Raw genomic sequence first — 21,844 nt, 5'->3', positions numbered from 1 at the left:
TTACGGCTCCTCGGGGGTGGGGTGAGTGGTGCTTGCTGCTGCGCAGTCTGCTGCCCCGGCCGGGCGTACGGGGCCGAACGCCTCGGTATCCGTCCGCCGGATGACCAGCTGCCGGTCGGGGGTGAGCCGTACGACGAGGTGGCGGCGCCAGTTCTCGTCGTCGCGCTCGGGCCGGTCCTCGCGCCAGTGGCAGCCGCGGGTCTCCTCGCGCTGCCCGGCCGCGGCGACCAGCACCCGGGAGACCAGGAGCAGGTTGGTGGCCTCCCAGGCCTCGACGCCGGGCACCGCGAGCTTCGGCTCGGCCGCGTCGGCCTTCAGGAACGCGCTGCGGTGCAGGTCCTCCAGCTCGTCGGCGGCGGTGGCGAGGCTGTCGGCGGAGCGCAGGACGCCGGCTCCGCGGGTCATGATGCGCTGGATCGTGCCCCGGGCCCCGGGGTCCAGCAGCGGCGAGGTCACCGGGTGCGTGACGACGGCCTCGGCGCCCGCGCGCGGGCGGTCCGCGACGATGTCGGCCGCGATGCGCTCGGCGAACACCAGTCCTTCGAGGAGCGAGTTGGACGCCAGCCGGTTGGCGCCGTGCACCCCGGTACAGGCGACCTCGCCGCAGGCGTACAGACCCGGCACGGTCGTACGTCCCCGCAGGTCGGTGCGGATGCCGCCGGAGGCGTAGTGCGCGGCCGGGGCGACCGGGACCGGCTCGTTGACCGGATCGATGCCGTGCGCCCGGCAGGCCGCCAGGATGGTGGGGAAGCGCTGCTCCCACATCTCGGCACCGAAGTGGCGGGCGTCGAGGTACATGTGCTCGGTGCCGTGCAGCTGCATCTGGCGGGTGATGGCCTTGGCGACGATGTCGCGCGGGGCGAGCTCCGCCATCTCGTGCTGCCCGAGCATGAAGCGCGTACCGGACGCGTCGACGAGATGGGCGCCCTCGCCCCGTACCGCCTCCGACACCAGGGGCTGCTGTCCCTCGGCGCCGGCGCCCAGGAAGAGCACGGTGGGGTGGAACTGGACGAATTCGAGGTCCGAGACCTCCGCGCCGGCCCGCAGCGCGAGCGCCACGCCGTCGCCGGTGGAGACCGACGGGTTGGTGGTGGCGGAGAAGACCTGGCCCATGCCGCCGGTGGCGAGGACCACCGCGGGGGCGTGCACCGCGCCGACGCCGTCGTGCTGGCCCTCGCCCATGACGTGCAGGGTGACACCGGCCGTACGGCCTTCGGCGTCGGTGAGGAGGTCGAGCACAAGGGCGTTCTCGACGGTGTGCAGGGCGGCCGAGCGGACCGCCTCGACCAGGGCGCGGGAGATCTCCGCGCCGGTCGCGTCGCCGCCCGCGTGGGCGATGCGGCGGCGGTGGTGGCCGCCCTCGCGGGCCAGCGCGATGGCGCCGTCGTCCGTGGTGTCGAAGTGGGCGCCGGTCCCGATCAGCCGGCGTACCGCGCCGGGGCCCTCGGTGACGAGCGTACGTACCGCCGCCTCGTCGCACAGGCCCGCGCCCGCGACCAGGGTGTCGTCGAGGTGCTGCTCCGGGGTGTCGCCCTCGCCGAGGGCCGCGGCGACGCCGCCCTGGGCCCAGCGGGTCGAGCCGTCGTCGAGCCGGGCCTTGGTGACGACGACGGTGGCGAGGCCCGCGGCGGCGCAGCGCAGTGCGGTGGTGAGGCCGGCCACGCCGGAGCCCACCACCACGACGTCGGCGTCGATGGACCAGCCGGGGGCGGGGGCGGTCAGCCGTATTCCGGTCACGAGGTGGCTCCGAAGGTCAGCGGGATGTTGTCGATGAGCCGGGTGGCGCCCACCCGGGCGGCGACGGCGAGCACCGCGTCGCCGGCGGTGCGGTCGTCGGGGAACTCGGTGAAGTCCGCCGGGTCCACGAGGGCCACGTAGTCGAGTGCGAGCGGGGGCTGTTCGGCCGCCGCGTCGTCCAGGACCGCGCGGGCGGCGGCGCGCACGGCGGCCGGTCCGCCGTCCGGCCTGGCGCGGGCGACCGCCTGAGCGTCGGCGGCCAGCCGGGCCTCACCGAGCCGGATGAGCCCGGCGGCCCGGTCCTCGCTCGCCCCGCCGGACAGCGCGCGGGCGTGCAGCGCCTGCTGGGCGGCGAGCCGGTCGCGGGCGGCGAACAGGGCCCGGGACAGCGCGAGGGCGGTGTGGCGCTCGTGCGCGTCGAGGAAGCGGTTGCGGCTGGAGAGCGCGAGGCCGTCGGGCTCCCGGGCCGTCTCCACCCCCACGATCTCCACGGGGAAGTTCAGATCGCGCACCATGCGGCGGATCAGCGCCAGCTGCTGGGCGTCCTTCTGCCCGTAGAACGCGAGGTCGGGACGGGTGAGGTGGAGCAGCTTGGCGACGACGGTGAGCATCCCGTCGAAGTGCCCCGGGCGCGAGGCCCCTTCGAGCCGCTCGCCCATCGGGCCGGCCGAGATCCGTACCTGCGGTTCACCGCCGGGGTATACCTCGTCGACGGACGGGGCGAGGACGGCGTCGGCGCCGGCGGCACCCGCGAGGGCGAGATCGGCGTCGAGGGTGCGGGGGTAGCGGTCGAGGTCGGCCGCCTCCCCGAACTGGAGCGGGTTGACGAAGACGGTGACGACGACCTGACCGGCCGGGCCGACGACCGCGCGGGCGGCGCGGATCAGCGAGGCGTGGCCCTCGTGCAGGGCACCCATCGTCATCACGACGGCGCGCTCGGGGCGGGCGCGGGGGGCGTCGGCCGTGCTGTCGGCGGTCGTGGCCGGGGCGTACGCGTCGAGCTCGGCGGCGGTGCGGAGCAGGGTGGCGGCGGGGTCGGTCATCGGGACTCCTCCGGTCCGGCGGTGCCGGTGCGGCCGCCCTCGGTACGGTCGCCGTCGGCCAGGACGCCGAGCAGGTCCTCGGCGAGCTCCGGCTTGAGCATGCCGTGGGCGAGGGCGCGGTCGGCGGTGGCGCGGGCCATCGCGACGTATCCGGCCACCGCCTGCGGGGCGTGGGTGCGCAGCTCCCCGATGTGCGCGGCGACCGTGCCGGCGTCGCCGCGGGCGACCGGGCCGGTCAGGGCGGCGTCACCGGAGCGCAGGGCGTTGTCGAGCGCGGCGCCGAGCAGCGGGCCGAGCATCCGGTCGGGGGCGGCGACCCCCGCCGTGCGCAGCAGCTCCATCGACTGGGCGACCAGCGTGACCAGGTGGTTCGCGCCGAGGGCGAGAGCCGCGTGGTAGAGCGGGCGGGACTCCTCGGCGATCCACTCGGGTTCGCCGCCCATCTCGATGACCAGCGCCTCGGCCGCGAGCCTCAGCTGTTCGGGGGCGGTGACGCCGAAGGAGCAGCCGGCCAGCCGCTGGACGTCCACGGAGGTGCCGGTGAACGTCATCGCCGGGTGCAGGGCGAGCGGCAGTGCGCCGGCCCGCAGCGCGGGGTCCAGCACCTTCGTGCCGTACCGCCCCGAGGTGTGCACGATCAGCTGTCCCGGCCGGACCGCGCCGGTCTCGGCGAGGCCCTCCACGAGGCCCGGCAGGGCGTCGTCGGGCACGGTGAGCAGGACGAGCTCGGCGCGCGCCAGGACCTCGGCGGGCGTCACCAGGGGGACGTCGGGGAGCAGGGCGGCGGCGCGGCGCACCGAGGCGTCGGAGACGCCCGAGACGGCGACCGGGCGGTGTCCGGCGAGCCGCAGGGCCGCGGCCAGTGCGGGGCCGACGCGGCCCGCGCCGACGACGCCGACGGTGAGGCGGGCGGGGCGGTCCCTCGCGTCGAGGGGCTCCTTGGGGGCTGTTGCATTCACGCGGCAGTGGCCTTCCGTTCCAGTCCGCGGGGGGTACCGGACGATTTCTCTGCATGCTACGCCAGCGTTTCGCCCGGCTCCCGGCTGTCCACAGGCTGTGGGAAACCCCGGTGGCCGGCGGCAGGTCACGCGGGTCGGGCGCTCGGGCAAGGGGTCGGTCGGCCGTTCGAATAACCCGTGGGCAGGAGCCCGCTTCTGCGTGATGATCGTCCCATGGCAGACACGAACGAGCAGGCGCGCGACGAGACGGCGGACGAGACACCGGGCCCGGACGGACCCCAGGACGCGGGCCACTTCCCGCGGATCCGCCGGATCACCGCATGGCAGCGGGCCGAGCGCACCCTGTGGCGGGCTCCGATGGACCGCTCGATCGGCGAGCAGCTGGCCGCGCTGTCCGCCGACGCCGGCACGCTCACCGATCTCGGGCAGCCCGTGGACATCTACGGTGACGGCGTGGTCGCCGAGCTGGAGCAGCGGATCGCCGAGGTGCTGGGCATGGAGGCGGTCGCGTTCTTCCCGACCGGGACGATGGCCCAGCAGGTCGCACTGCGGTGCTGGGCGGGGCGCAGCGGCAATCCGACGGTGGCGCTGCATCCGCTCGCCCACCCCGAGATGTACGAGCGCGGCGCGCTGTCGGTGGTGAGCGGGCTGCGTACCGTGCACCCGACGTCCGAGCCGCGGCTGCCCACGGCGGACGAGATCCGCGACTTCGACGAGCCGTTCGGCACCCTGATGCTGGAGCTGCCGCTGCGGGACGCGGGCTACGTCCTGCCCACCTGGGAGGAGCTGGAGGCGGTGGTGGCGGCCGCCCGCGAACGCGATGCGGTGGTCCACTTCGACGGGGCGCGGCTGTGGGAGTGCGCGACGCACTTCGGCCGGGAGCTGCCGGAGATCACGGCGCTCGCGGACAGTGTGTACGTGTCGTTCTACAAGACCCTCGGCGGGATCTCCGGGGCCGCGCTCGCCGGTTCCGCCTCGCTGGTCGAGGAGGCGAGGACCTGGCGGCACCGGTACGGCGGCCAGCTCTTCCAGCAGTTCCCGGCGGCGCTCGCCGCTCTGAGCGGCCTGGAGCGGGAGCTGCCGAAGCTGCCGTCGTACGTGGCCCAGGCGCGGGTGGTGGCCGAGGCGCTGGCCGAGGGCTTCGCGGAGGCCGGTGCCGGGTGGTTCCGGGTGCATCCCGACCCGCCGCACACGCACCAGTTCCAGGTGTGGCTGCCGTACGCGGACGACATCCTCACGGAGGCGTCGGTGCGGCTGGCGGAGGAGACGGGCACGGCGCTCTTCCGCATGTGGCAGCCGGCCGGCGCCGGGCCCCCCGGGATCTCCTGCACGGAGGTCACCGTGACCGAGTCGGGGCTGACGTGGACGGCTGCGGACGTGAAGGCGGCCCTGGGCGACTTCCTGAAGCTGGTGGCCGAACAGGAACGGCTCGCCCGGCAGGAGTGAGGCGCCCCGGCGGGCCGCCGATTGACGCCGGCCGTCAATCGGGGCCCGCCCCGCCCCGCTCACCGGGCACCATGGCGGGGTGAGCGTGACCATCGACATCACGGGGCTGGACCCCGGACGCATCGTCTTCGAGACCTCCCCCCTCGCGGAGCTGGGGCTCGCCCTGCACGCGCTCTCCGAGCCGGGGCACCACCCGGGCCTGCACGGCTGGGCGACGGCCACCGCCACGGCCCTGGAGCCGGATCTCGCCGACCGGCTGCACGGAGCGGACTTCCTGTGGCGGAACACCTTCTCGGACGTCTTCCTGCCGTTCGCGGGGGTCCGGGGCGGCGACGGCAGGACGGGCGCCGGCCTCGCGGAGGACCTGGACATCCTCGACCGGCTGGACGACGAGCGCTTCGTCGCCGCGGCCCTGGAATTCACCTGCGCCGCCCTGTACGGGGCCGGCGCGCCCTCGCCCCTCGTCAACGCCGGGATGCGCGCCCGCGCCCTGGACATGGCGGCGACGCGCGGCCCGCAGCAGGCGGAGTTCACCCAGCGGCTGCTGACCGACCCCGCCTCCGTACGCCGCTGGATCCGGCGCCTCTTCGAGGACTGCGACCAGGCGTTCTTCGCGGACACCTGGCGGCGGACGCGGGTCCAGCTGGTGGCCGACGCCCGGCACAAGACGGATCTGCTGCGGCACAAGGGGATCGGTGAGGCGATGGGCGCGGTCTCCACCGCGGTGTCACTGGACGCGTCCGGGGACCGGATCCACATCGACAAGCTGACCGAGGGGTCGACCGACGCCACCGACCCGGCCGTGGGCCCCGGGATCACGCTCATCCCGACCAGCCTCGGCCGGCCGCATCTGACGGTGCTGCACGCGCCGGGCTGGCGCCCGGTGATCCACTACCCCGTGCACCGGCCGGAGCTGCCCTCCCCCGCCTCCGTCGGGCTGCTTCAGCTGAGGATGGAGGCGCTGGCCCACCCGATGCGGATGCGGCTGTGCCGCAACATCGCCCGCTCCCCCTACACGACCGGGGAACTCGCCGAGACGCACGGCATCACGCCCCCCGAGGTCTCCCGTCATCTCACGGTGCTCAAGAAGGCCGGTCTGATCACCACCCGGCGCCGCGGCCGGTACGTGCTGCACCAGCTGGACCTGACCGTCGTGGCGCGGCTCGGCAGCGACTTCCTGGAGGGCATCCTGCGCTGAGGCGCACGCCCGCGCTCAGCCCGCCCTGCCGCCGGCGCGCACCAGCCCGGTCTCGTAGGCGAGGACGACGACCTGCACCCGGTCGCGCAGGCCGAGCTTGGTCAGGATGCGGCCGACATGCGTCTTCACGGTCGCCTCGGAGAGCACCAGCCGCGCGGCGATCTCGCCGTTCGACAGGCCCTGCGCCACCAGCAGCATCACCTCACGCTCCCGTTCGGTGAGCTTGGCGATGTTCTTGTGGCGCGGTTCGGCCGTACCGCTCGGCAGCATCGGGGAGAAGCGGTCGAGCAGCCGGCGGGTGGTGGACGGCGCGACGACCGCGTCACCGCTGTGCACGGACCGGATCGCGGCGAGCAGTTCGCCCGGTGGCACGTCCTTGAGCATGAAACCGCTGGCCCCGGCCTTCAGCCCGGAGAACGCGTACTCGTCGAGGTCGAACGTCGTCAGGATGAGCACCTTGGGCGCATCGGGCTCCGCGCAGATGCGGCGGGTGGCCTCGACGCCGTCCAGCCTCGGCATCCGCACATCCATCAGTACGACGTCGACCGCGGTGGACCGCAGGTTCTCGATCGCCTCCGCGCCGTCGCCGGCCTCCGCGACGACCTCCATGTCCGGCTGCGCGGCCAGCACCATCCGGAAGCCGGTACGCAGCAGCATCTGGTCGTCGACGAGCATCACGCGGATCGCCATGGGGCACCTGTCTCCTGTTTCGTTCAGCGGTCGGTCCTCGATGGGCGGGGCGGCCAGGGCGTGTTCGAGAAGTCCCTAGCCGGCCGGTTTGAGCGGCAGCAGCGCGCTGATCCGGAATCCGCCGCCGGGGCGCGGTCCGGCGTCCAGCGTGCCGCCGACCATGCCGACCCGCTCACGCATGCCGATCATCCCGTGGCCCGCGCCGTCGGCGCCGCCGTCCTCGTACAGTTCGTGCGCGGCGCCCCGGCCGTCGTCCTCCACCAGCAGGCCGAGGCCGTCGTCGAAGTACACCAGCCGCACACTGGCCCCGGCGTTCGGGCCGCCGTGCTTGCGCGTGTTGGTCAGCGCCTCCTGCACGATGCGGTACGCGGTCAGCTCGACGCCGCTGGGCAGTGGGCGCGGCGTGCCCTCGATCTTGAAGTCGACGGTCAGACCGGACCGCCTGACCTGGTCGACCAGGTCCTCGATCTGCTCGACATCGGGCTGCGGGACGTACTCCCCGCTCTCCTGTACGTCTCCGGTCCTCAGCACACCGAGCAGCCGCCGCATCTCCGCGAGGGCCTGCCTGCCGGTGCTGGAGATGGTCTCCAGCGCCTGCCGGGCCTGATCGGGTGCCGCGTCCATGACGAAGGCGGCGCCGTCGGCCTGCACCACCATCACCGAGACGTTGTGCGCGACGACATCGTGGAGTTCACGGGCGATACGGGCCCGCTCGGCGGCCACCGCGACCTTCGACTGCGCCTCGCGCTCCCGCTCCAGCCGGGCGGCACGCTCCTCCAGCTGGTCGAAGTAGGCCCGCCGGGTCCGCATCGAGTCACCCAGCACCCAGGCCAGCACGAACGGCACCGTCATCACGACGACGATGAACCCCCCCTCCGCCCAGCCGCCCGGCTCCTGGTTCGGCCAGCGGATCTGGGAGAGCCCGGCCGCGCACAGGCTGCACGTCAGCGCGAGCCGGGACGCCCAGCGCTCGCCGACGGTGGCCACGGTGAAGGTGATCACCAGCATGGCGAAGTTCGCGGTCATGGGTCTGACCCCGAACACCAGCTGGACGACGCCCATCGCGATGGCGAGCAGCAGCATCTTCTCGGGTGCGCGGCGGCGCAGTGCGACGACGACGCTGAGACCGATGACGACCGGCACCACGGCGAAGCGCTCGCCCTCCCCGCGCCCGGCGCCGCCCGCCACGATGGTCGCGCCGGAGATCCCGAGGAGGAAGACAGCCCAGAAGCTGTCGACGCCCGACGGGTGTCTGCGGATGAAATCGTAGAGGCGCTGCACGTAACCCAGCGTAGGGACAGCCGACAGGTGGGTGGGTCAGCCAAAGGGCCGATCCGGGTCCGCAGACCGTACTCCCCAAGGTGGAGACTTGGGCAGGTGACGGATGACTGGCGTGGGTGGCAGGAGGCGGCCGAGACCGCTTTGTACGGGGACGGGGGGTTCTACCGGAGCCCCGAGGGGCCCGCGGGTCATTTCCGTACCTCCGTGCACGCTTCCCGGCTGTTCGCCGCGGCCGTCGCCCGGCTGCTGGTCAGGACGGCCGACGGGCTCGGGACCGGTTCGGTGGACCTGGTGGATCTGGGGGCGGGGCGCGGAGAGCTGTTGACGGGAGTGCTCGCCGCGCTTCCGGCGGAGGGCGGCGCCGGTCTCGCGGTACGGGCGTACGCCGTGGAGCTGGCCGCACGCCCCCGCGGTCTGGACCCACGGGTGGAGTGGTGCGCGGAGCCTCCGCGGGGCGTGCGCGGGCTGCTGTTCGCCAACGAGTGGCTGGACAACGTGCCGACGCCGGTCGCCGAGACGGACCCGGACGGCGTCGACCGCTATGTCCTGGTCCGGTCGTCGGACGGCGCGGAGCGGCTGGGCGGGCCGGTGAGCGGGGCCGACGCCCGGTGGCTGAGCCGCTGGTGGCCGTCGGCGGGACCGGGCGGCCGGGCGGAGATCGGCCGCCCGCGCGACGAGGCGTGGGCGCGTGCGGTGTCCACGCTGTCCGCCGGGCTCGCGGTGGCCGTGGACTACATGCACGTACGGGAGGCGCGGCCGCCCTTCGGCACGCTGACCGGCTTCCGGGCGGGGCGCGAGGTCCGGCCGGTGCCGGACGGCAGCTGCGACCTCACCTCCCACGTGGCACTGGACGCGTGCGCGGCGGCGGGCGGCCCGGACGCGGAGATCCGCACCCAGCGCGAGGCGCTGCACGGCCTGGGCATCAGCGGCGGACGCCCGCCGCTGTCCCTGGCGTCGAGCGACCCGGCCGGCTACGTACGGGCCCTGGCCGGGGCGGGCGAGGCGGCGGAGCTGACCGCACCCGGCGGCCTGGGCGGCTTCGGCTGGCTGACGCAACGGGTGCCGCTCCCTTCGGGAACGCTGCCCCCGCACCCCACGGCACCGCCCCCCGCGGGGATACTGTCCGCATGACGGAGACCACAGTCGGCATCGGCGGCGCGGCGGAGAGCACCGACATGGTGCTCAACATCGGCCCGCAGCACCCCTCCACGCACGGCGTGCTCCGGCTGAGGATCGTCCTGGACGGCGAACGCGTCCAGCACGCCGAACCGGTCATCGGCTACATGCACCGCGGCGCGGAGAAGCTCTTCGAGGCCCGCGACTACCGGCAGATCGTGATGCTCGCCAACCGCCACGACTGGCTGTCGGCGTTCTCCAACGAACTGGGCGTCGTGATGGCCGTCGAGCGGATGCTCGGCATGGAGGTCCCGGAGCGCGCGGTGTGGACCCGCACCCTGCTGGCCGAGCTGAACCGGGTCCTCAACCACCTGATGTTCCTCGGTTCGTACCCGCTGGAACTCGGCGGGATCACCCCGGTGTTCTACGCGTTCCGGGAGCGCGAGGAGCTCCAGGCCGTGATGGAGGAGGTCTCCGGCGGCCGGATGCACTACATGTTCAACCGGGTCGGCGGCCTCAAGGAGGACCTCCCGGCGGGCTGGCTCGGCCGCGCCCGGGACGCCGTCGCCTCGGTCCGGTCCCGGATGGACGTCTACGACAAGCTGGTGCTCGGCAACGAGATCTTCCGGGGCCGTACCCGCGGGGTGGGCGTGCTGTCGGCGCGGGCCGTGCACGGGTACGGGGTGTCCGGGCCGATCGCCCGCGCCTCGGGCGTCGACTTCGACCTGCGGCGGGACGAGCCGTATCTCGCGTACGGGGAGCTCCAGGACACCCTGAAGGTCGTCACCCGCACCGAGGGCGACTGTCTGGCCAGGTTCGAGTGCCTGCTGGACCAGACGCACAACGCCCTGGACCTGGCGGACGCCTGCCTGGACCGGATGGCGGACCTGGCGCCCGGTCCGATCAATCAGCGGCTGCCCAAGGTGCTCAAGGCCCCCGAGGGCCACACCTACGCCTGGACCGAGAACCCGCTCGGCGTCAACGGCTACTACCTGGTGTCCAAGGGCGAGAAGACCCCGTACCGGCTGAAGCTCCGCTCGGCGTCGTTCAACAACATCCAGGCGCTCACCGAGCTGCTGCCCGGCACCCTGGTCGCCGACATGGTCGCGATCCTGGGCTCGCTGTTCTTCGTCGTCGGCGACATCGACAAGTAGCCCGGACCGCGGCGGGAGGCCTCTGCCCCCCGCCGCTACGAGATCGCGCTGCGCAGCTCCGCGACGTCCAGCTGTTCGGTCTCGTCGTGCGCGGTCAGGTCGATGACCTTGCCGACGGCCCGGTTCTCGGCCGTGCCCGTGCGGTGCGCGGCGAGCGCCTCCTCGCCCACCACGTCGGCGAGGTCCTCGTTCTGCACGGACTCGATCGCGGCGTGCGCCTTCTGCGTACCGAAGAAGTCGAAGCTTCCCTGCGGCACCAGATGGCGGCGGGACGCCGCGTACGGGACGACCGCGCCGGCGGCCGGCACGGCGCGCTGGGCGGGCTGGGCGGGCAGTGCCCGGGGCGGCCGGGGCGGCGCGGGCAGGGCGGCCGCCGGACGGCGGTGCTGCTCGTCGTCCGGCGTGGCCCCGGCGCGCGCGGCCGCCGCGTGCTTCCCCTGCCGCTCCTCCGCCTGCCGGGCCCGCTCCGCGAGATCGCGCGCCCTGGCCTGCTCGGCGGTGCGCCGCGCCTGCTGGAGCGCCCCGTTGCGCGTGAGGTCCTCCAGCGCCTGGGCGGCGCGCAGATATCCGGCCGGTGTCGGGGTGCTGCGCGCGGCGGGCAGTTCGCGGGGCGGCGCGGCCGCCTCCAGGGCGAGCTGCCGGCGGCTCTCCAGCACACTGGCGCGCTCGGTCTCGGCGTTGGCGTACCGCCGCAGCAGCGCGGCGTGCTCGCCGCGGAGCCCGGCCAGTTCGACGCGCTTGCGGCGCAGCTTCGTCTCCAGACGGGCGCGCAGCTCGCGCGACTCGTCCAGATCGGCCTCGACCTCCGCTATGCGTTCCTCGGCCCGCCACTCGTCGCCGGCGCGGGCGCGCGTCAGCTCCGCGACGCGACGGCCCGCCTCCCGGTCCCAGCTGCGCATCAGATACGCGCCGGTGAGGGCGGCGGCCGCCGTGGCGGCGACCAGCTCGCGCAGGACCAGGGGATCGGCGGGCAGCCAGGCTGCCGCGGCACAGAGAACCGAGGCTCCGGCCACGACCGAAGGCGGAAGGATTCTGTGCAGAGGTGGCGAATGGCGATGGCGTCCACGTGGCATGGCCTGAAATTTACCGTGCGCACGGCCGGCTTGGGGGGCCGCCCGGCAATCTGTTCCCCGCCGGTTACCTGACGGCCCCGGAAACACGCACTTCCGCTCCCGCGCGCGGGCCTTCGCTACTTCTTGGTCAACCCTTTCGACTGAAGGTATTCCCTGGCCGCGTCCTCGGGCTTGGCGCGCTCGGCGTCGACCTTGCGGTTCAGTTCCGCCAGGTCCTGGGTGGTGAGTGCGCCGGTGAGCCTGCCGAGTGCGTCGGCGATGTCCTGGGCGCCCGCGTCCTTGGCATTGAGGACCGGCAGAACGTTGTCCGCGTTCTGGAGCTTCTTGTCGTCCTCCAGGAAAACCAGGTCGTAGCTGTCAAGCACCGCGTCCGTGGTGGTGGTGAGGACCAGTTGGTCCTTGCCGTCCTTGACCGCCTGCTTGGACTGCGGGGTGCCGACTCCCTTGGGGTCGATGCCGGTCACGTCGATGCCGTACGTCTTCTTCAGTCCGGGCGCGCAGAACGCCCGCACCTCGCACTCGTCACCCGCCGCGATCTTCACCTTGATCTTGGATGCGCCGAGATCAGAAAGGGTCGTCAGCTTGTTCTTCCCGGCGAATTCCCTGGTGACCGCGAAGGCGTTCTGGTCGATCGCCTTGCCGGCCGGCAGGACCTTCAGTCCGCGCGGAGTGGCGAGCTTCTCCAGGGCCGCGACGGTGGCCGCGGTGTCGCCCGACGCGAGCGGTTTCTCCTCGGCCGCCTTCGCCCCGTTCACCTTGGCGTTGAGGAATTCGGTGATCGTCGCCGCGTATTCGGGTACGACGTCGATCTCGCCCTTCTCCAGGGAGGGTTCGTACAGTTCGCGGTTCTTCACCGTGGTGACCGAGGTGCTGTATCCGGCGTCGGCCAGGATCTGCGCGTACAGCTCCGCGAGCACCTTGGACTCGGTGAAGGCGGCGGCGCCCACGACGAGCGAGCCCTTCTTGGCGGAGCCGTCGCCGCCGGCCGGGGCGCCCTTGTCCTTCTCCAGGCTGTCACCGCCGCAGGCGGCGAGCGAGCCCGCCAGCGCGACGATGCCGATGACCGCGCCGGCTATGCGCGAGGTCTTGCTCATGTAGTTCTCCGTCCACGGCAACAGGGCCATATGCGATATGCAATGTCGGTTACGAAAGCGGGCCGGGCTCACGCCGTCCGGCGGCGGCGAAGCGGTGACAGCACCCGGTCGAGGGCGACCAGCACCGTCTCCACCAGCAGGGCGAGCACGGCGACCAGGAGGGCACCCGCGACCACCTGCGGGGTGTTGTACGTGTTGAAGCCGGCGGTGATGATCCGGCCGAGACCGCCCTGGCCGACCATCGCGGCGATCGTCGCCGTGGCGACCACTTGGACCGCGGCCGAGCGCAGACCGGTCATGATCATCGGGTAGGCCAGCGGCAGTTCGACGCGGACGAAGAGCTGGGGGCCCGACATGCCCATCCCGCGTGCGGCCTCCGTCACCGAACGGTCCACCTCGGTCATCCCGACGTAGGCGTTGGTCAGCAGCGGCGGCACGGCGAACAGCACCAGGGCGATGATCGTCGGCACGTAGCCGCTGTTGCGCAGCGGCGAGACCATGAAGAGCGCCAGCACCGCGAAGACCGGGACCGCCCGCCCCACGTTGGAGATGTTGACGGCCAGCGCGCCCCCCTTCCCGATGTGTCCCAGGAAGAGCGCGACGGGCAGTGCTATGGCGCAGGCCAGGGCGAGCGCCACCCCGCTCACGTACAGGTGCTCACCGAGCCGGTGGGACACCCCGCTCTCCCCGGACCAGTTGGCGCCGGTGGTGAGCCAGGTCCAGGCCTCGCCGAGAACTCCCATGGGGTCAGACCGCCTTCGCCGTGCCGGCCGCGTCCACGGCGTCGTGGGTCCTTGATATGCGGGTCCACGGGGTCAGCAGCCGCTGCACACAGAGCAGCAGCAGGTCCGCGACGACCGCGAGCAGTACGCAGAGCACCGAGGCGGCCAGCACCTGGGCCTTGAAGAAGCTCGGCAGGGCGTCGTCGATGAGGTTGCCCAGGCCGCCCCGGCCGACGATCGAACCGATCGTCGTCAGCGCGACCGTGGAGACCGTGGCAATCCGTATCCCGGCCATCAGCGCGGGCATCGCGAGCGGCAGCTCCACCTCCCACAGCAGCCTGGCGGGCCCGTAACCCATGCCCCGCGCGGCCTCCTTCGCCTCCTCGGGCACCGCTTCCAGACCCGCCAGGATGTTCCGCACGAGAATGGTCAGCGAATACAGCACCAGCCCGGTGACGACCAGCGCCGCGGAGAGCCCGAAGAGCGGCAGCAGCAGCGAGAACATCGCGAGCGACGGCACCGTGTAGAGCACCGTGGTCAGCCCGAGCACCGGTCCGGCGAAGCGGCGGCTGCGACGGGCGAGCAGTGCCAGCGGGAATGCCACGGCGACCCCGATCGCCACCGAGACCGCGGTGATCCAGATGTGCTGGACCGTGGCGTCGGTCAACTCCTGGCTGCGGGAACGCAGATACTCCCCGCAGATCCAGTCGTTCGTCACCAGGCAGTTCTGTGCGGCCATCTCGTCCCCCACCTCCCGATCGCCCACTCGTACTGATGTCCGGCGAGCCTATCCTCGACCACTGACAATCACGGAAGCCGTTGTATTCCAGCAACATGTCCTTCACATAACACGCGCCACAATGGGGAACCATGATCCGTTTCGAGCACGTCACCAAGCGGTATGCGGACGGCACCACCGCCGTCGACGATCTTTCCTTCGAGGTCGCCGAGGGCGAACTCGTCACGCTCGTCGGGCCATCGGGGTGCGGCAAGACGACCACCATGAAGATGGTGAACCGGCTGATCGAACCGACCGAGGGCCGGATATTCCTCGACGGGGACGACATATCGGCCATCGACCCCGTCCAGCTGCGCCGGCGTATCGGCTACGTGATCCAGCAGGTCGGTCTGTTTCCGCACAGAACGGTCCTGGAAAACACCGCGACCGTTCCCCATCTCCTGGGCTGGAAACGCGGAAAGGGCCGCGCACGCGCGGCGGAACTCCTCGACCTGGTCGGACTCGATCCTTCCGTTTATGGCGACCGATATCCGGAACAGCTGTCCGGAGGTCAGCGCCAACGCGTGGGCGTGGCAAGGGCGCTGGCCGCAGACCCGCCCGTGCTGCTGATGGACGAGCCTTTCGGTGCGGTCGACCCGGTCGTCCGGGAACGGCTGCAGAACGAATTCCTCAAGCTTCAGGCCCAGGTCCGCAAAACAGTGCTGTTCGTCACGCACGACATCGAGGAGGCCGTCCGCCTCGGCGACCGCATCGCCGTCTACGGACAGGGCTCGATCGAGCAGTTCGACTCACCTGCCACCGTGCTCGGCGCCCCCGCCACCGGCTATGTCGCGGACTTCGTCGGCGCGGACCGCGGCCTCAAGCGGCTCTCGGTCACCCCGATCGAGGAGAGCGACCTCGATCAGCCGCCGGTCGTCCACCTCGACGACCCGCTGGCCGCGGCGACCGGACGGCTGCGCGCCGAGGGCGCGCGCTGGGCCGTCGTACTGGACGGCGACGACCATCTGCACGGCTGGATCCCGGCCGGTGACGCGCTCACCGCCACCAAGGGAACGGTCCGGGAGCACGCCCGCCGAATGGAGGCCTGGCTGCCCGTCGGCGCCCCGCTCAAGCAGGCGTTCGCCACCATGCTCCAGCACGACGCCGGCTGGATCGCGGTCATCGACAAGGAGAGCGCGGGCCGGTTCCTGGGCGTGCTCACCCCGGCCCGCCTCCATGAGGCGCTGCGCAGGTCGATCGACGCGGACGACCGGGCCGTGCCGCGTGCCGAGGTGGCCGTGGAGAGCGTGGCCAAGACCGCGGGGCTGTGAGCGCGGACTTCGAGCGCGAGGCCTCGGGGGGCCAGGACGCGGCCCGGCCCGGCGCCGCCCGACTCAGTTCTCGCTGAGCCGGCTGCTCATCCACTCCAGGGCGGCGGGAATCTCCCGGCGCCAGGTGTTGAAGTTGTGCCCGCCGCTGGCGAGCACGATCGACGAGGCCTGCGCGGGCGCCTTCACCTTGGCCAGGAACTTCTTCGTGTCCTTGTAGTTCGACTCGCCGTGGCGGGAGGTCGTCACCAGGAAGGACGAGTCGGGCATCGGCCGGTGGTCCAGGTTCCACAGCAGGTCGGCGTGGTCACGCGCCCGCTGGTCGCCGTGGAAGAGGTCACCGGTCGTCGGGTCCTCGGCGGCCTTGTAGTACGCGGAGAGCCCCGCGCTCGCCGCGAACCGGTTCGGGTGGTGCAGCCCGAGCTTCAGGGCGCAGTAGCCACCGGTCGAGTTGCCGATGACGCCCCAGTTGCGGGCCCGCTTGCCGACCCGGTAGCCGGCCGAGATCGCCCGCGGCAGGTCCTGGGCGAAGAACGTCTCGGTCTGCGGACCATCCTTTATGTCCACGCACTCGGTGTCCCTCGGCGGCGCCAGCGTCGGCCGGAGCATCACCAGGATCATCGGCTGCGACCGCCCCGCCTTCACCTGATCGAGTGCCGTACGCGGGTACCGCAGCCCCTTGAGGAGGTTCTCCGAAGTGCCCGGGTAGCCCGTGAGCACCACGACCGCGGGGAATTTCCGCCGGGCGTACGCCTCCTGGAAGTACTCCGGCGGCAGATACACGTACGCGGAGCTCTCGATCCCGGAGTGCCGCCCCGCGATCACGACCTTGTCGATACGGCCGCCCCTGGTGGCCAGCGATCCGCCCGGCACATCCGGCCGCTGCGTCCCCACCCGGACGATGTTCTTCGCGGCCAGGGTCCCGGCGGCATGGTCGGTGACCACGCCCAGATCCTGCTTCTGGCCGAACAGGTCCGCCCAGGAGCCGTAGAAGAGGAACGTATTGTTGGCCATCAGGCCGACCGAGGCGAAGACCGCCACCTGGGTCGCCAGGAGCAGGCCGACCCTGCCGAACACCATGCGGACACTGCGCCGGGCGAACCGCGGCCAGAGCCAGATCGTGACGGCGAACAGCACGACGGCCAGCGCGATCGCCAGGATCAGCACTGCCTTGCCGGTAAGGCCCATGACGGTTGAACTTTCTTGTCAGGAAATTTCCGGGACACGGGTGAACCCGCAGCCCGGAAGGCTCGTCCTAGAGGTCGCACATCGTCCGCAGGGCTCCGGCCGACGGACTCCGAAAATCTCTCGCGGAACCACGGGAAGCGATGTCTGTCACGCTAGATGGGGATAAATCGGGATCGGTTCCGAATGGCGCACGCAAGTTCGTGCGCGGACCGCGACCCGAGTCCGTACCGGTGCTCGTCGGCACCGCCTGCGCCGTAGTCGGCCTGATCGACGTCGCCTCCGGCGTCTTCCCGCGCTTCCGCCACAGCCGGATGCACACCCTCGCCGAGGTCCTTCCAGGCGCCCTCGGCCCCTTCGCCGCCGCGCTCTCGCTGAGCGTCGGCGTCCTGCTGCTGCTCCTGGCGCACGGCCTCAAGCGGCACAAGCGACGGGCCTGGCGGGCGGCCGTCGTGCTGCTCCCGGCCGGTGCGCTGTCCCAGTTCGTCTACCGGCACTCGGTGCTGGGCGTGCTCGTCTCCCTGACGCTGTGTTACCTGCTGGTGCGTCACCGGAGTGAATTCGCCGCGCTCCCCGACCCGCGCAGCCGCTGGAGGGCGCTGGCCAACTTCGTCCTCCTCGGCGCGGCTTCGCTCGGCCTCGGCCTGATCATCGTCAGCGTCCACCCCGGCCGGCTGGTCGGGAACCCCAGCATCGCGGACCGGCTCCAGCACGTGCTGTACGGCCTGTTCGGCTTCGAGGGCCCGGTCGAGTACGCCGGTGTCACCTCCTGGACCGTGGCCTACTCGCTCGGCGCGCTCGGCCTGCTGACCGCCGTCACCACGATCTACCTCGCGTTCCGCCCCGAACATCCTGCCGCTCGCCTCACCGAGGACGACGAGGCCCGGCTGCGCGCGCTCCTGGAGCGGCACGGCCGCCGTGACTCGCTCGGCCACTTCGCGCTCCGCCGCGACAAGGGCGTGGTGTTCTCCCCCAGCGGCAAGGCCGCCGTCTGCTACCGCGTGGTGTCCGGCGTGATGCTGGCCAGCGGCGACCCGATCGGTGACGTGGAGGCCTGGCCCGGCGCCATCGAACGGTTCATGGACGAGGCCAGGGCCCATTCCTGGACGCCCGCCGTGATGGGCTGCAGCGAGACCGGCGGCGAGGTCTGGACCCGCGAGACCGGACTCGACGCCCTGGAACTCGGTGACGAGGCGGTGGTGGATGTCGCGGATTTCTCCCTCGCCGGACGTGCGATGCGCAACGTACGCCAGATGGTGAAGCGCATTGAGCGCGGCGGGTACACGACCCGGGTGCGGCGCGTGGCCGACATCGGCGAGGCCGAACTGGCCCGCATCCGGCGGGCCGCGGCCGACTGGCGCGGCACCGACAACGAGCGCGGCTTCTCCATGGCGCTCGGCCGGATCGGTGACGGCGCCGACGGGGACTGCTTCATCGCCACCGCCCACAAGGCCGACGAGCAGAGCGCCGAGTCCCCGTACGGCGATCTGAAGGCCGTGCTCCACTTCGTCCCCTGGGGCACCGACGGCATGTCCCTGGACCTCATGCGCCGTGACCGCGCCGCCGACCCCGGGATGAACGAACTGCTGATCGTCGCCTCCCTCCAGGCCGCGCCGCGGCTCGGCATCACCCGCGTCTCGCTGAACTTCGCGATGTTCCGCTCCGCGCTGGCCCGCGGCGAGAAGCTGGGCGCGGGACCGGTCCTGCGGGTCTGGCGCGGCCTGCTGATCTTCCTGTCGCGCTGGTTCCAGATCGAGTCGCTGTACAAGTTCAACGCCAAGTTCCGGCCCCGCTGGGAGCCCCGTTTCGTCGTCTACCGCGCCGCCCGCGATCTGCCCCGGATCTCCCTGGCGGCCATGCAGGCCGAGGGGTTCGTCAGCTTCGCGCTCCCCCGCCCGCTGGCCCGCAGGCTGCCGGGCGGCGGACGGCGTCCGTGCGCGCACAAGCCGGCCACCACCGGGGAGCACGGCGCCCACGCGGCGTGAGGGGCCCCCGGGCGGGCCTACGCTGGTCGTATGAGTACGTTGCGTGGACGAGGCACGGTCCAGGGCCTGCCGGAGTGGGACCGCTGCGCGGTCATGGGTGTCGTCAATGTGACCCCCGACTCCTTCTCCGACGGGGGACGCTGGTTCGACACCACGGTGGCCGTCAAGCACGGTCTCGACCTGGTCGGGGAGGGCGCCGACCTGGTCGATGTCGGCGGTGAGTCGACCCGCCCCGGCGCCAGCCGGGTGGACGAGTCCGAGGAGCTGCGCCGGGTGATCCCGGTGGTCCGCGGGCTGGTCTCGGAAGGGGTCACGGTCTCCGTGGACACCATGCGGGCCCGGGTCGCCGAGCAGGCCGTCGACGCGGGAGCGGTCCTCGTCAACGACGTGAGCGGCGGGCTCGCCGACCCGGACATGGTCCCGGTCGTCGCCGCCGCCGCGGTGCCCTTCGTCGTCATGCACTGGCGCGGCTTCAGCGAGAACATGAACGGCCGGGCGGTGTACGGGGACGTCGTCGCCGAGGTGGTCGAGGAGCTGCGGATCCGAATGGACGCCGTGGTCACGGGCGGTGTCGCGGCCGAACGGCTCGTGATCGACCCCGGCCTCGGCTTCGCCAAGGACGCCGGCCACGACCTCTCGCTCATCGCCCGCCTGGACGCGCTGCACGCCCTGGGCCGCCCGCTGCTGGTCGCCGCCTCCCGGAAGCGGTTCCTGGGCCACGTACTGGCCGGAACGGGCGCCGCCCCGCCACCCGCCCGCGAACGCGACGCGGCCACCGCCGCGATCTCCGCGCTCTCCGCCCGTGCCGGTGCCTGGGCCGTCCGGGTCCACGAGGTACGGGCCACCGCGGACGCCGTACGCGTCGCCCGCGCCGTCGAGGGGGCCGCGTGAACGGGTCACAGGACGAGCACGCGGAAGCGGCCGCCGACATCGAGGCGGTCGAGCAGGCCAACACCGCCTTCTACGAGGCGATGGAGCGCGGGGACCTCGACGAGCTCACCGCGCTCTGGCTGCCCGGCGAGGACCTCACCGTCTCCTGCGTCCACCCCGGCTGGCCGGTGCTCACCGGCCGCGGCGAGGTGCTGCGCAGTTACGCCCTGATCATGGCGAACACCGAGTACATCCAGTTCTTCCTGACCGACGTCGGGGTCTCCATGACGGGCGACACCGCCCTGGTCACGTGCACCGAGAACATCCTCAGCGGCGGTCCGGCCGAGGAGGGCAGCTCGCTGGGGCCGCTCGTGGGGCAGCTGGTGGTCGCCACCAATGTGTTCCGGCGCACTCCGGACGGCTGGAAGCTCTGGTCCCACCACGGCTCGCCCGTACTGGCCGAAACCGGCGAGGAAGAGGACGAAGAGTCCCCCTCCTGAATGGGTAAGAGCCCCGTGGAGGCTCGAAATGCGGCTCTCAGGGATTGGAATCGGGCACATCGGGGTATCAGCGGCTACCAGCCCCCGTGCGGTCCGCCGTGGCCCCCACGGGCGGGTGCTGTCGGTGCCCGCAGGTAGATTCCCCTGAGGGCAGGACGCCGCCCGCACGCGGCCCGTGCCCCTACGACCAACAACAGCAGGAGTGATTCGCGTGGATCGTGTCGCGCTGCGCGGCCTCAAGGCCCGTGGGCACCATGGCGTCTTTCCCCGGGAACGGGAAGAGGGACAGACGTTCATCGTGGACCTGGTGCTCGGCCTCGACACCCGTCCCGCGGCAGCCGCCGACGACCTGACGAAGACCGTGCACTACGGCGTGGTCGCGGAGGAGGTCGTCGACGTCGTCAACGGCGAACCGGTCGACCTGATCGAGACGCTCGCGGAGCGCATCGCCCAGCAGTGCCTCAAGCACGAAGGAGTCGAGGAGGTGGAGGTCGTGGTGCACAAGCCGGATGCGCCCATCACAGTCCCCTTCGATGACGTCACCATCACCATCACCCGGAGCCGAGCATGACTGCATTTTCTACCGAGGGGCAGAGCGACCCGACCGTCCAGCCGGTTCCCGCCTTCGTGGTGGAGCAGGTGGACGCCGCGGACATCACCCTCTCCAACCCGAAACGCGCCGTGCTCTCCCTGGGCTCCAATCTCGGCAACCGCCTGGAGACCCTCCAGGGCGCCATCGACGCCCTGGAGGACACCCCCGGCCTCCGGGTCAAGGCGGTCTCCCCGGTGTACGAGACGGAGCCGTGGGGCGTCGAGGCCGGTTCCCAGCCGTCGTACTTCAACGCGGTGGTCGTCGTGAAGACGACGCTGCCCCCGTCCTCCCTGCTGGAGCGCGGCCAGGCCATCGAAGAGGCCTTCGAACGGGTACGCGCGGAGCGCTGGGGTCCGCGCACCATCGACGTCGACATCGTGGCGTACGCCGACCTGGTCTCCGACGACCCGGTGCTCACCCTTCCGCACCCGCGGGCCCGCGAGCGCGCCTTCGTCCTCGCCCCGTGGCACGACGTCGATCCCGCGGCCCAGCTGCCCGGCGTCGGCCCGGTCGCCGATCTGCTGGCCGGTGTCGGCCGCGGCAGCGTACTGCCCAGGGCCGACCTGGAACTCCGGCTGCCCGAGTAGTCGTTAGGCTCACAGGAACAGCAGGACTGATCACAGGCGGCGAAGGGCGGCTCACCCGGTGAAGCAACTACGGCTCGGAGTACTGGCCGGCCTCTTCGCCGCTGCCGGGGTGCTGTCCTGGGGCGGCGCCCGCCTCTGGGATTCCCTCGGCACCCTGCCGAGCGTGCCGCTGGCCGCGCCCATCGTGCTCGCGGTGATCGCCGTCGTCCTGCTGGCGACGGCGCTCTCCATCCGCTCCCGGCTGCGCGCCCAGCGTGAGCGCCGGCCGGGAGCGAAGGGCGTCGAACCGCTGATGGCGGCCCGCGCCGTGGTCTTCGGCCAGGCCAGCGCCCTCGTCGTCGCCCTGGTCTCCGGGCTGTACGGCGGCGCGGGCGTCTTCCTGCTCGGCTCCCTCGACATGCCGGCCCGCCGCGACCAGGCGATCTACGCCGGCTTCGCGGTCCTGGCCGGCATCGCGGTCATCGCGGCGGCCCTGTTCCTGGAGCACGTCTGCAAGCTCCCGGACGACGAGGACGACAACAAGAACGCGGCGGGGGCGTAACCGGCCGCCGGGCCGCTTCCGGACA

Annotated in this window: 21 protein-coding genes; 11 read left to right on the top strand and 10 right to left on the bottom strand. The window is 72.3% G+C overall.

What is annotated here, in order from left to right:
- The 3 genes from AB0I52_RS11310 to AB0I52_RS11300 are packed head-to-tail and all read right to left on the bottom strand — an operon-like array spanning window position 1 to window position 3,739.
- Window positions 1-1,737, bottom strand: a complete 1,737-nt coding sequence (locus AB0I52_RS11310) for an L-aspartate oxidase (protein WP_363071190.1) — start codon at window positions 1,735-1,737, stop codon at window positions 1-3.
- Complete coding sequence (gene panC / locus AB0I52_RS11305; RefSeq protein ID WP_363071188.1) at window positions 1,734-2,780, bottom strand: pantoate--beta-alanine ligase; 1,047 nt, start codon at window positions 2,778-2,780, stop codon at window positions 1,734-1,736. The genes AB0I52_RS11310 and panC overlap by 4 nt, the downstream gene beginning before the upstream one ends.
- On the bottom strand, window positions 2,777-3,739 hold the full coding sequence (locus tag AB0I52_RS11300) for a DUF2520 domain-containing protein (protein ID WP_363071186.1): 963 nt from the start codon (window positions 3,737-3,739) through the stop codon (window positions 2,777-2,779). Before AB0I52_RS11300 ends, panC begins: the two co-directional genes overlap by 4 nt.
- Before the next feature lie 213 nt (window positions 3,740-3,952).
- Between AB0I52_RS11300 and AB0I52_RS11295 the strand changes: the two genes are divergently transcribed.
- Together AB0I52_RS11295 and AB0I52_RS11290 are read left to right on the top strand one after the other, a co-directional pair.
- A complete protein-coding gene (locus tag AB0I52_RS11295; protein ID WP_363071184.1) occupies window positions 3,953-5,185 on the top strand; it encodes a beta-eliminating lyase-related protein in 1,233 nt (410 codons plus the stop codon).
- A gap of 85 nt (window positions 5,186-5,270) precedes the next feature.
- Entirely contained in the window at window positions 5,271-6,383 is a 1,113-nt protein-coding gene (locus AB0I52_RS11290; protein ID WP_363071261.1) for a DUF5937 family protein, read from the top strand.
- 15 nt (window positions 6,384-6,398) lie between these two features.
- Here AB0I52_RS11290 and AB0I52_RS11285 read toward each other — a convergent pair whose 3' ends face one another.
- Both AB0I52_RS11285 and AB0I52_RS11280 read right to left on the bottom strand, forming a co-directional pair.
- Window positions 6,399-7,073, bottom strand: coding sequence for a response regulator transcription factor (locus tag AB0I52_RS11285; RefSeq protein ID WP_363071182.1), 675 nt, complete (start codon window positions 7,071-7,073; stop codon window positions 6,399-6,401).
- A 75-nt stretch (window positions 7,074-7,148) separates the two neighbouring features.
- Window positions 7,149-8,354: a sensor histidine kinase gene (locus tag AB0I52_RS11280; protein ID WP_363071180.1), complete on the bottom strand. Its 1,206-nt coding sequence runs from the start codon at window positions 8,352-8,354 to the stop codon at window positions 7,149-7,151.
- Window positions 8,355-8,450: 96 nt separating this feature from the next.
- Here AB0I52_RS11280 and AB0I52_RS11275 point away from each other — a divergent pair, with 96 nt between their 5' ends.
- Entirely contained in the window at window positions 8,451-9,485 is a 1,035-nt protein-coding gene (locus tag AB0I52_RS11275) for an SAM-dependent methyltransferase (protein ID WP_363071178.1), read from the top strand.
- Window positions 9,482-10,624 (top strand): NADH-quinone oxidoreductase subunit D, encoded by a 1,143-nt coding sequence (locus tag AB0I52_RS11270; protein ID WP_363071176.1) that lies wholly within the window; start codon window positions 9,482-9,484, stop codon window positions 10,622-10,624. The genes AB0I52_RS11275 and AB0I52_RS11270 overlap by 4 nt, the downstream gene beginning before the upstream one ends.
- A 35-nt stretch (window positions 10,625-10,659) precedes the next feature.
- Here AB0I52_RS11270 and AB0I52_RS11265 read toward each other — a convergent pair whose 3' ends face one another.
- The 4 genes from AB0I52_RS11265 to AB0I52_RS11250 form a co-directional block, all read right to left on the bottom strand.
- A complete protein-coding gene (locus tag AB0I52_RS11265; RefSeq protein ID WP_363071174.1) occupies window positions 10,660-11,697 on the bottom strand; it encodes a hypothetical protein in 1,038 nt (345 codons plus the stop codon).
- A gap of 116 nt (window positions 11,698-11,813) precedes the next feature.
- Entirely contained in the window at window positions 11,814-12,791 is a 978-nt protein-coding gene (locus AB0I52_RS11260) for an ABC transporter substrate-binding protein (protein WP_363071172.1), read from the bottom strand.
- Between the two features lie 68 nt (window positions 12,792-12,859).
- Window positions 12,860-13,534: an ABC transporter permease gene (locus tag AB0I52_RS11255; protein WP_363071170.1), complete on the bottom strand. Its 675-nt coding sequence runs from the start codon at window positions 13,532-13,534 to the stop codon at window positions 12,860-12,862.
- A gap of 4 nt (window positions 13,535-13,538) precedes the next feature.
- A complete protein-coding gene (locus tag AB0I52_RS11250; RefSeq protein WP_363029539.1) occupies window positions 13,539-14,252 on the bottom strand; it encodes an ABC transporter permease in 714 nt (237 codons plus the stop codon).
- A gap of 131 nt (window positions 14,253-14,383) precedes the next feature.
- Between AB0I52_RS11250 and AB0I52_RS11245 the strand changes: the two genes are divergently transcribed.
- Window positions 14,384-15,562 (top strand): betaine/proline/choline family ABC transporter ATP-binding protein, encoded by a 1,179-nt coding sequence (locus AB0I52_RS11245; protein WP_363071168.1) that lies wholly within the window; start codon window positions 14,384-14,386, stop codon window positions 15,560-15,562.
- A gap of 63 nt (window positions 15,563-15,625) precedes the next feature.
- Here the strand turns inward: AB0I52_RS11245 and AB0I52_RS11240 are convergent, their stop codons facing one another.
- Window positions 15,626-16,747 carry an alpha/beta hydrolase-fold protein gene (locus AB0I52_RS11240; protein ID WP_363071166.1) on the bottom strand — a complete coding sequence of 374 codons (1,122 nt, stop codon included), beginning with the start codon at window positions 16,745-16,747 and terminating at the stop codon, window positions 15,626-15,628.
- Between the two features lie 140 nt (window positions 16,748-16,887).
- Between AB0I52_RS11240 and AB0I52_RS11235 the strand changes: the two genes are divergently transcribed.
- The 6 genes from AB0I52_RS11235 to AB0I52_RS11210 all read left to right on the top strand — a co-directional run bounded on the left by AB0I52_RS11235 (window position 16,888) and on the right by AB0I52_RS11210 (window position 21,819).
- Window positions 16,888-18,729, top strand: a complete 1,842-nt coding sequence (locus tag AB0I52_RS11235) for a phosphatidylglycerol lysyltransferase domain-containing protein (protein ID WP_363071164.1) — start codon at window positions 16,888-16,890, stop codon at window positions 18,727-18,729.
- Window positions 18,730-18,822: 93 nt separating this feature from the next.
- Entirely contained in the window at window positions 18,823-19,620 is a 798-nt protein-coding gene (gene folP, locus AB0I52_RS11230) for a dihydropteroate synthase (protein WP_363071259.1), read from the top strand.
- A complete protein-coding gene (locus AB0I52_RS11225) occupies window positions 19,617-20,099 on the top strand; it encodes a nuclear transport factor 2 family protein (protein ID WP_363071162.1) in 483 nt (160 codons plus the stop codon). The genes folP and AB0I52_RS11225 overlap by 4 nt, the downstream gene beginning before the upstream one ends.
- Before the next feature lie 211 nt (window positions 20,100-20,310).
- Window positions 20,311-20,670: a dihydroneopterin aldolase gene (gene folB / locus AB0I52_RS11220; protein WP_363071160.1), complete on the top strand. Its 360-nt coding sequence runs from the start codon at window positions 20,311-20,313 to the stop codon at window positions 20,668-20,670.
- The gene (folK, locus tag AB0I52_RS11215) at window positions 20,667-21,278 is read left to right on the top strand and encodes a 2-amino-4-hydroxy-6-hydroxymethyldihydropteridine diphosphokinase (protein WP_363071158.1); all 612 of its coding nucleotides are present in this window, start codon (window positions 20,667-20,669) and stop codon (window positions 21,276-21,278) included. The genes folB and folK overlap by 4 nt, the downstream gene beginning before the upstream one ends.
- A gap of 58 nt (window positions 21,279-21,336) precedes the next feature.
- Window positions 21,337-21,819 carry a DUF3180 domain-containing protein gene (locus AB0I52_RS11210; RefSeq protein ID WP_363071156.1) on the top strand — a complete coding sequence of 161 codons (483 nt, stop codon included), beginning with the start codon at window positions 21,337-21,339 and terminating at the stop codon, window positions 21,817-21,819.
- Window positions 21,820-21,844 lie beyond the last annotated feature (25 nt).

Source organism: Streptomyces sp. NPDC050423, from assembly GCF_040655445.1.
In the GTDB taxonomy this organism is placed as follows: Bacteria; Actinomycetota; Actinomycetes; order Streptomycetales; family Streptomycetaceae; genus Streptomyces.
Note: the sequence above shows the minus strand (reverse complement) of the source record. Positions and strands in the feature narration are given on the sequence as shown.

Excerpts from the sequence above, each read along its gene's own strand:
- AB0I52_RS11255 (WP_363071170.1), bottom strand. The coding sequence starts at position 13,534 with ATGGGAGTTCTCGGCGAGGCCTGGACCTGGCTCACCACCGGCGCCAAC.
- AB0I52_RS11260 (WP_363071172.1), bottom strand. The coding sequence starts at position 12,791 with ATGAGCAAGACCTCGCGCATAGCCGGCGCGGTCATCGGCATCGTCGCG.
- AB0I52_RS11235 (WP_363071164.1), top strand. The coding sequence starts at position 16,888 with ATGTCTGTCACGCTAGATGGGGATAAATCGGGATCGGTTCCGAATGGC.
- AB0I52_RS11245 (WP_363071168.1), top strand. The coding sequence starts at position 14,384 with ATGATCCGTTTCGAGCACGTCACCAAGCGGTATGCGGACGGCACCACC.
- AB0I52_RS11265 (WP_363071174.1), bottom strand. The coding sequence starts at position 11,697 with ATGCCACGTGGACGCCATCGCCATTCGCCACCTCTGCACAGAATCCTT.
- folK (WP_363071158.1), top strand. The coding sequence starts at position 20,667 with ATGACTGCATTTTCTACCGAGGGGCAGAGCGACCCGACCGTCCAGCCG.
- AB0I52_RS11240 (WP_363071166.1), bottom strand. The coding sequence starts at position 16,747 with ATGGGCCTTACCGGCAAGGCAGTGCTGATCCTGGCGATCGCGCTGGCC.
- AB0I52_RS11285 (WP_363071182.1), bottom strand. The coding sequence starts at position 7,073 with ATGGCGATCCGCGTGATGCTCGTCGACGACCAGATGCTGCTGCGTACC.
- AB0I52_RS11295 (WP_363071184.1), top strand. The coding sequence starts at position 3,953 with ATGGCAGACACGAACGAGCAGGCGCGCGACGAGACGGCGGACGAGACA.
- AB0I52_RS11250 (WP_363029539.1), bottom strand. The coding sequence starts at position 14,252 with ATGGCCGCACAGAACTGCCTGGTGACGAACGACTGGATCTGCGGGGAG.
- panC (WP_363071188.1), bottom strand. The coding sequence starts at position 2,780 with ATGACCGACCCCGCCGCCACCCTGCTCCGCACCGCCGCCGAGCTCGAC.
- folP (WP_363071259.1), top strand. The coding sequence starts at position 18,823 with ATGGGTGTCGTCAATGTGACCCCCGACTCCTTCTCCGACGGGGGACGC.
- AB0I52_RS11270 (WP_363071176.1), top strand. The coding sequence starts at position 9,482 with ATGACGGAGACCACAGTCGGCATCGGCGGCGCGGCGGAGAGCACCGAC.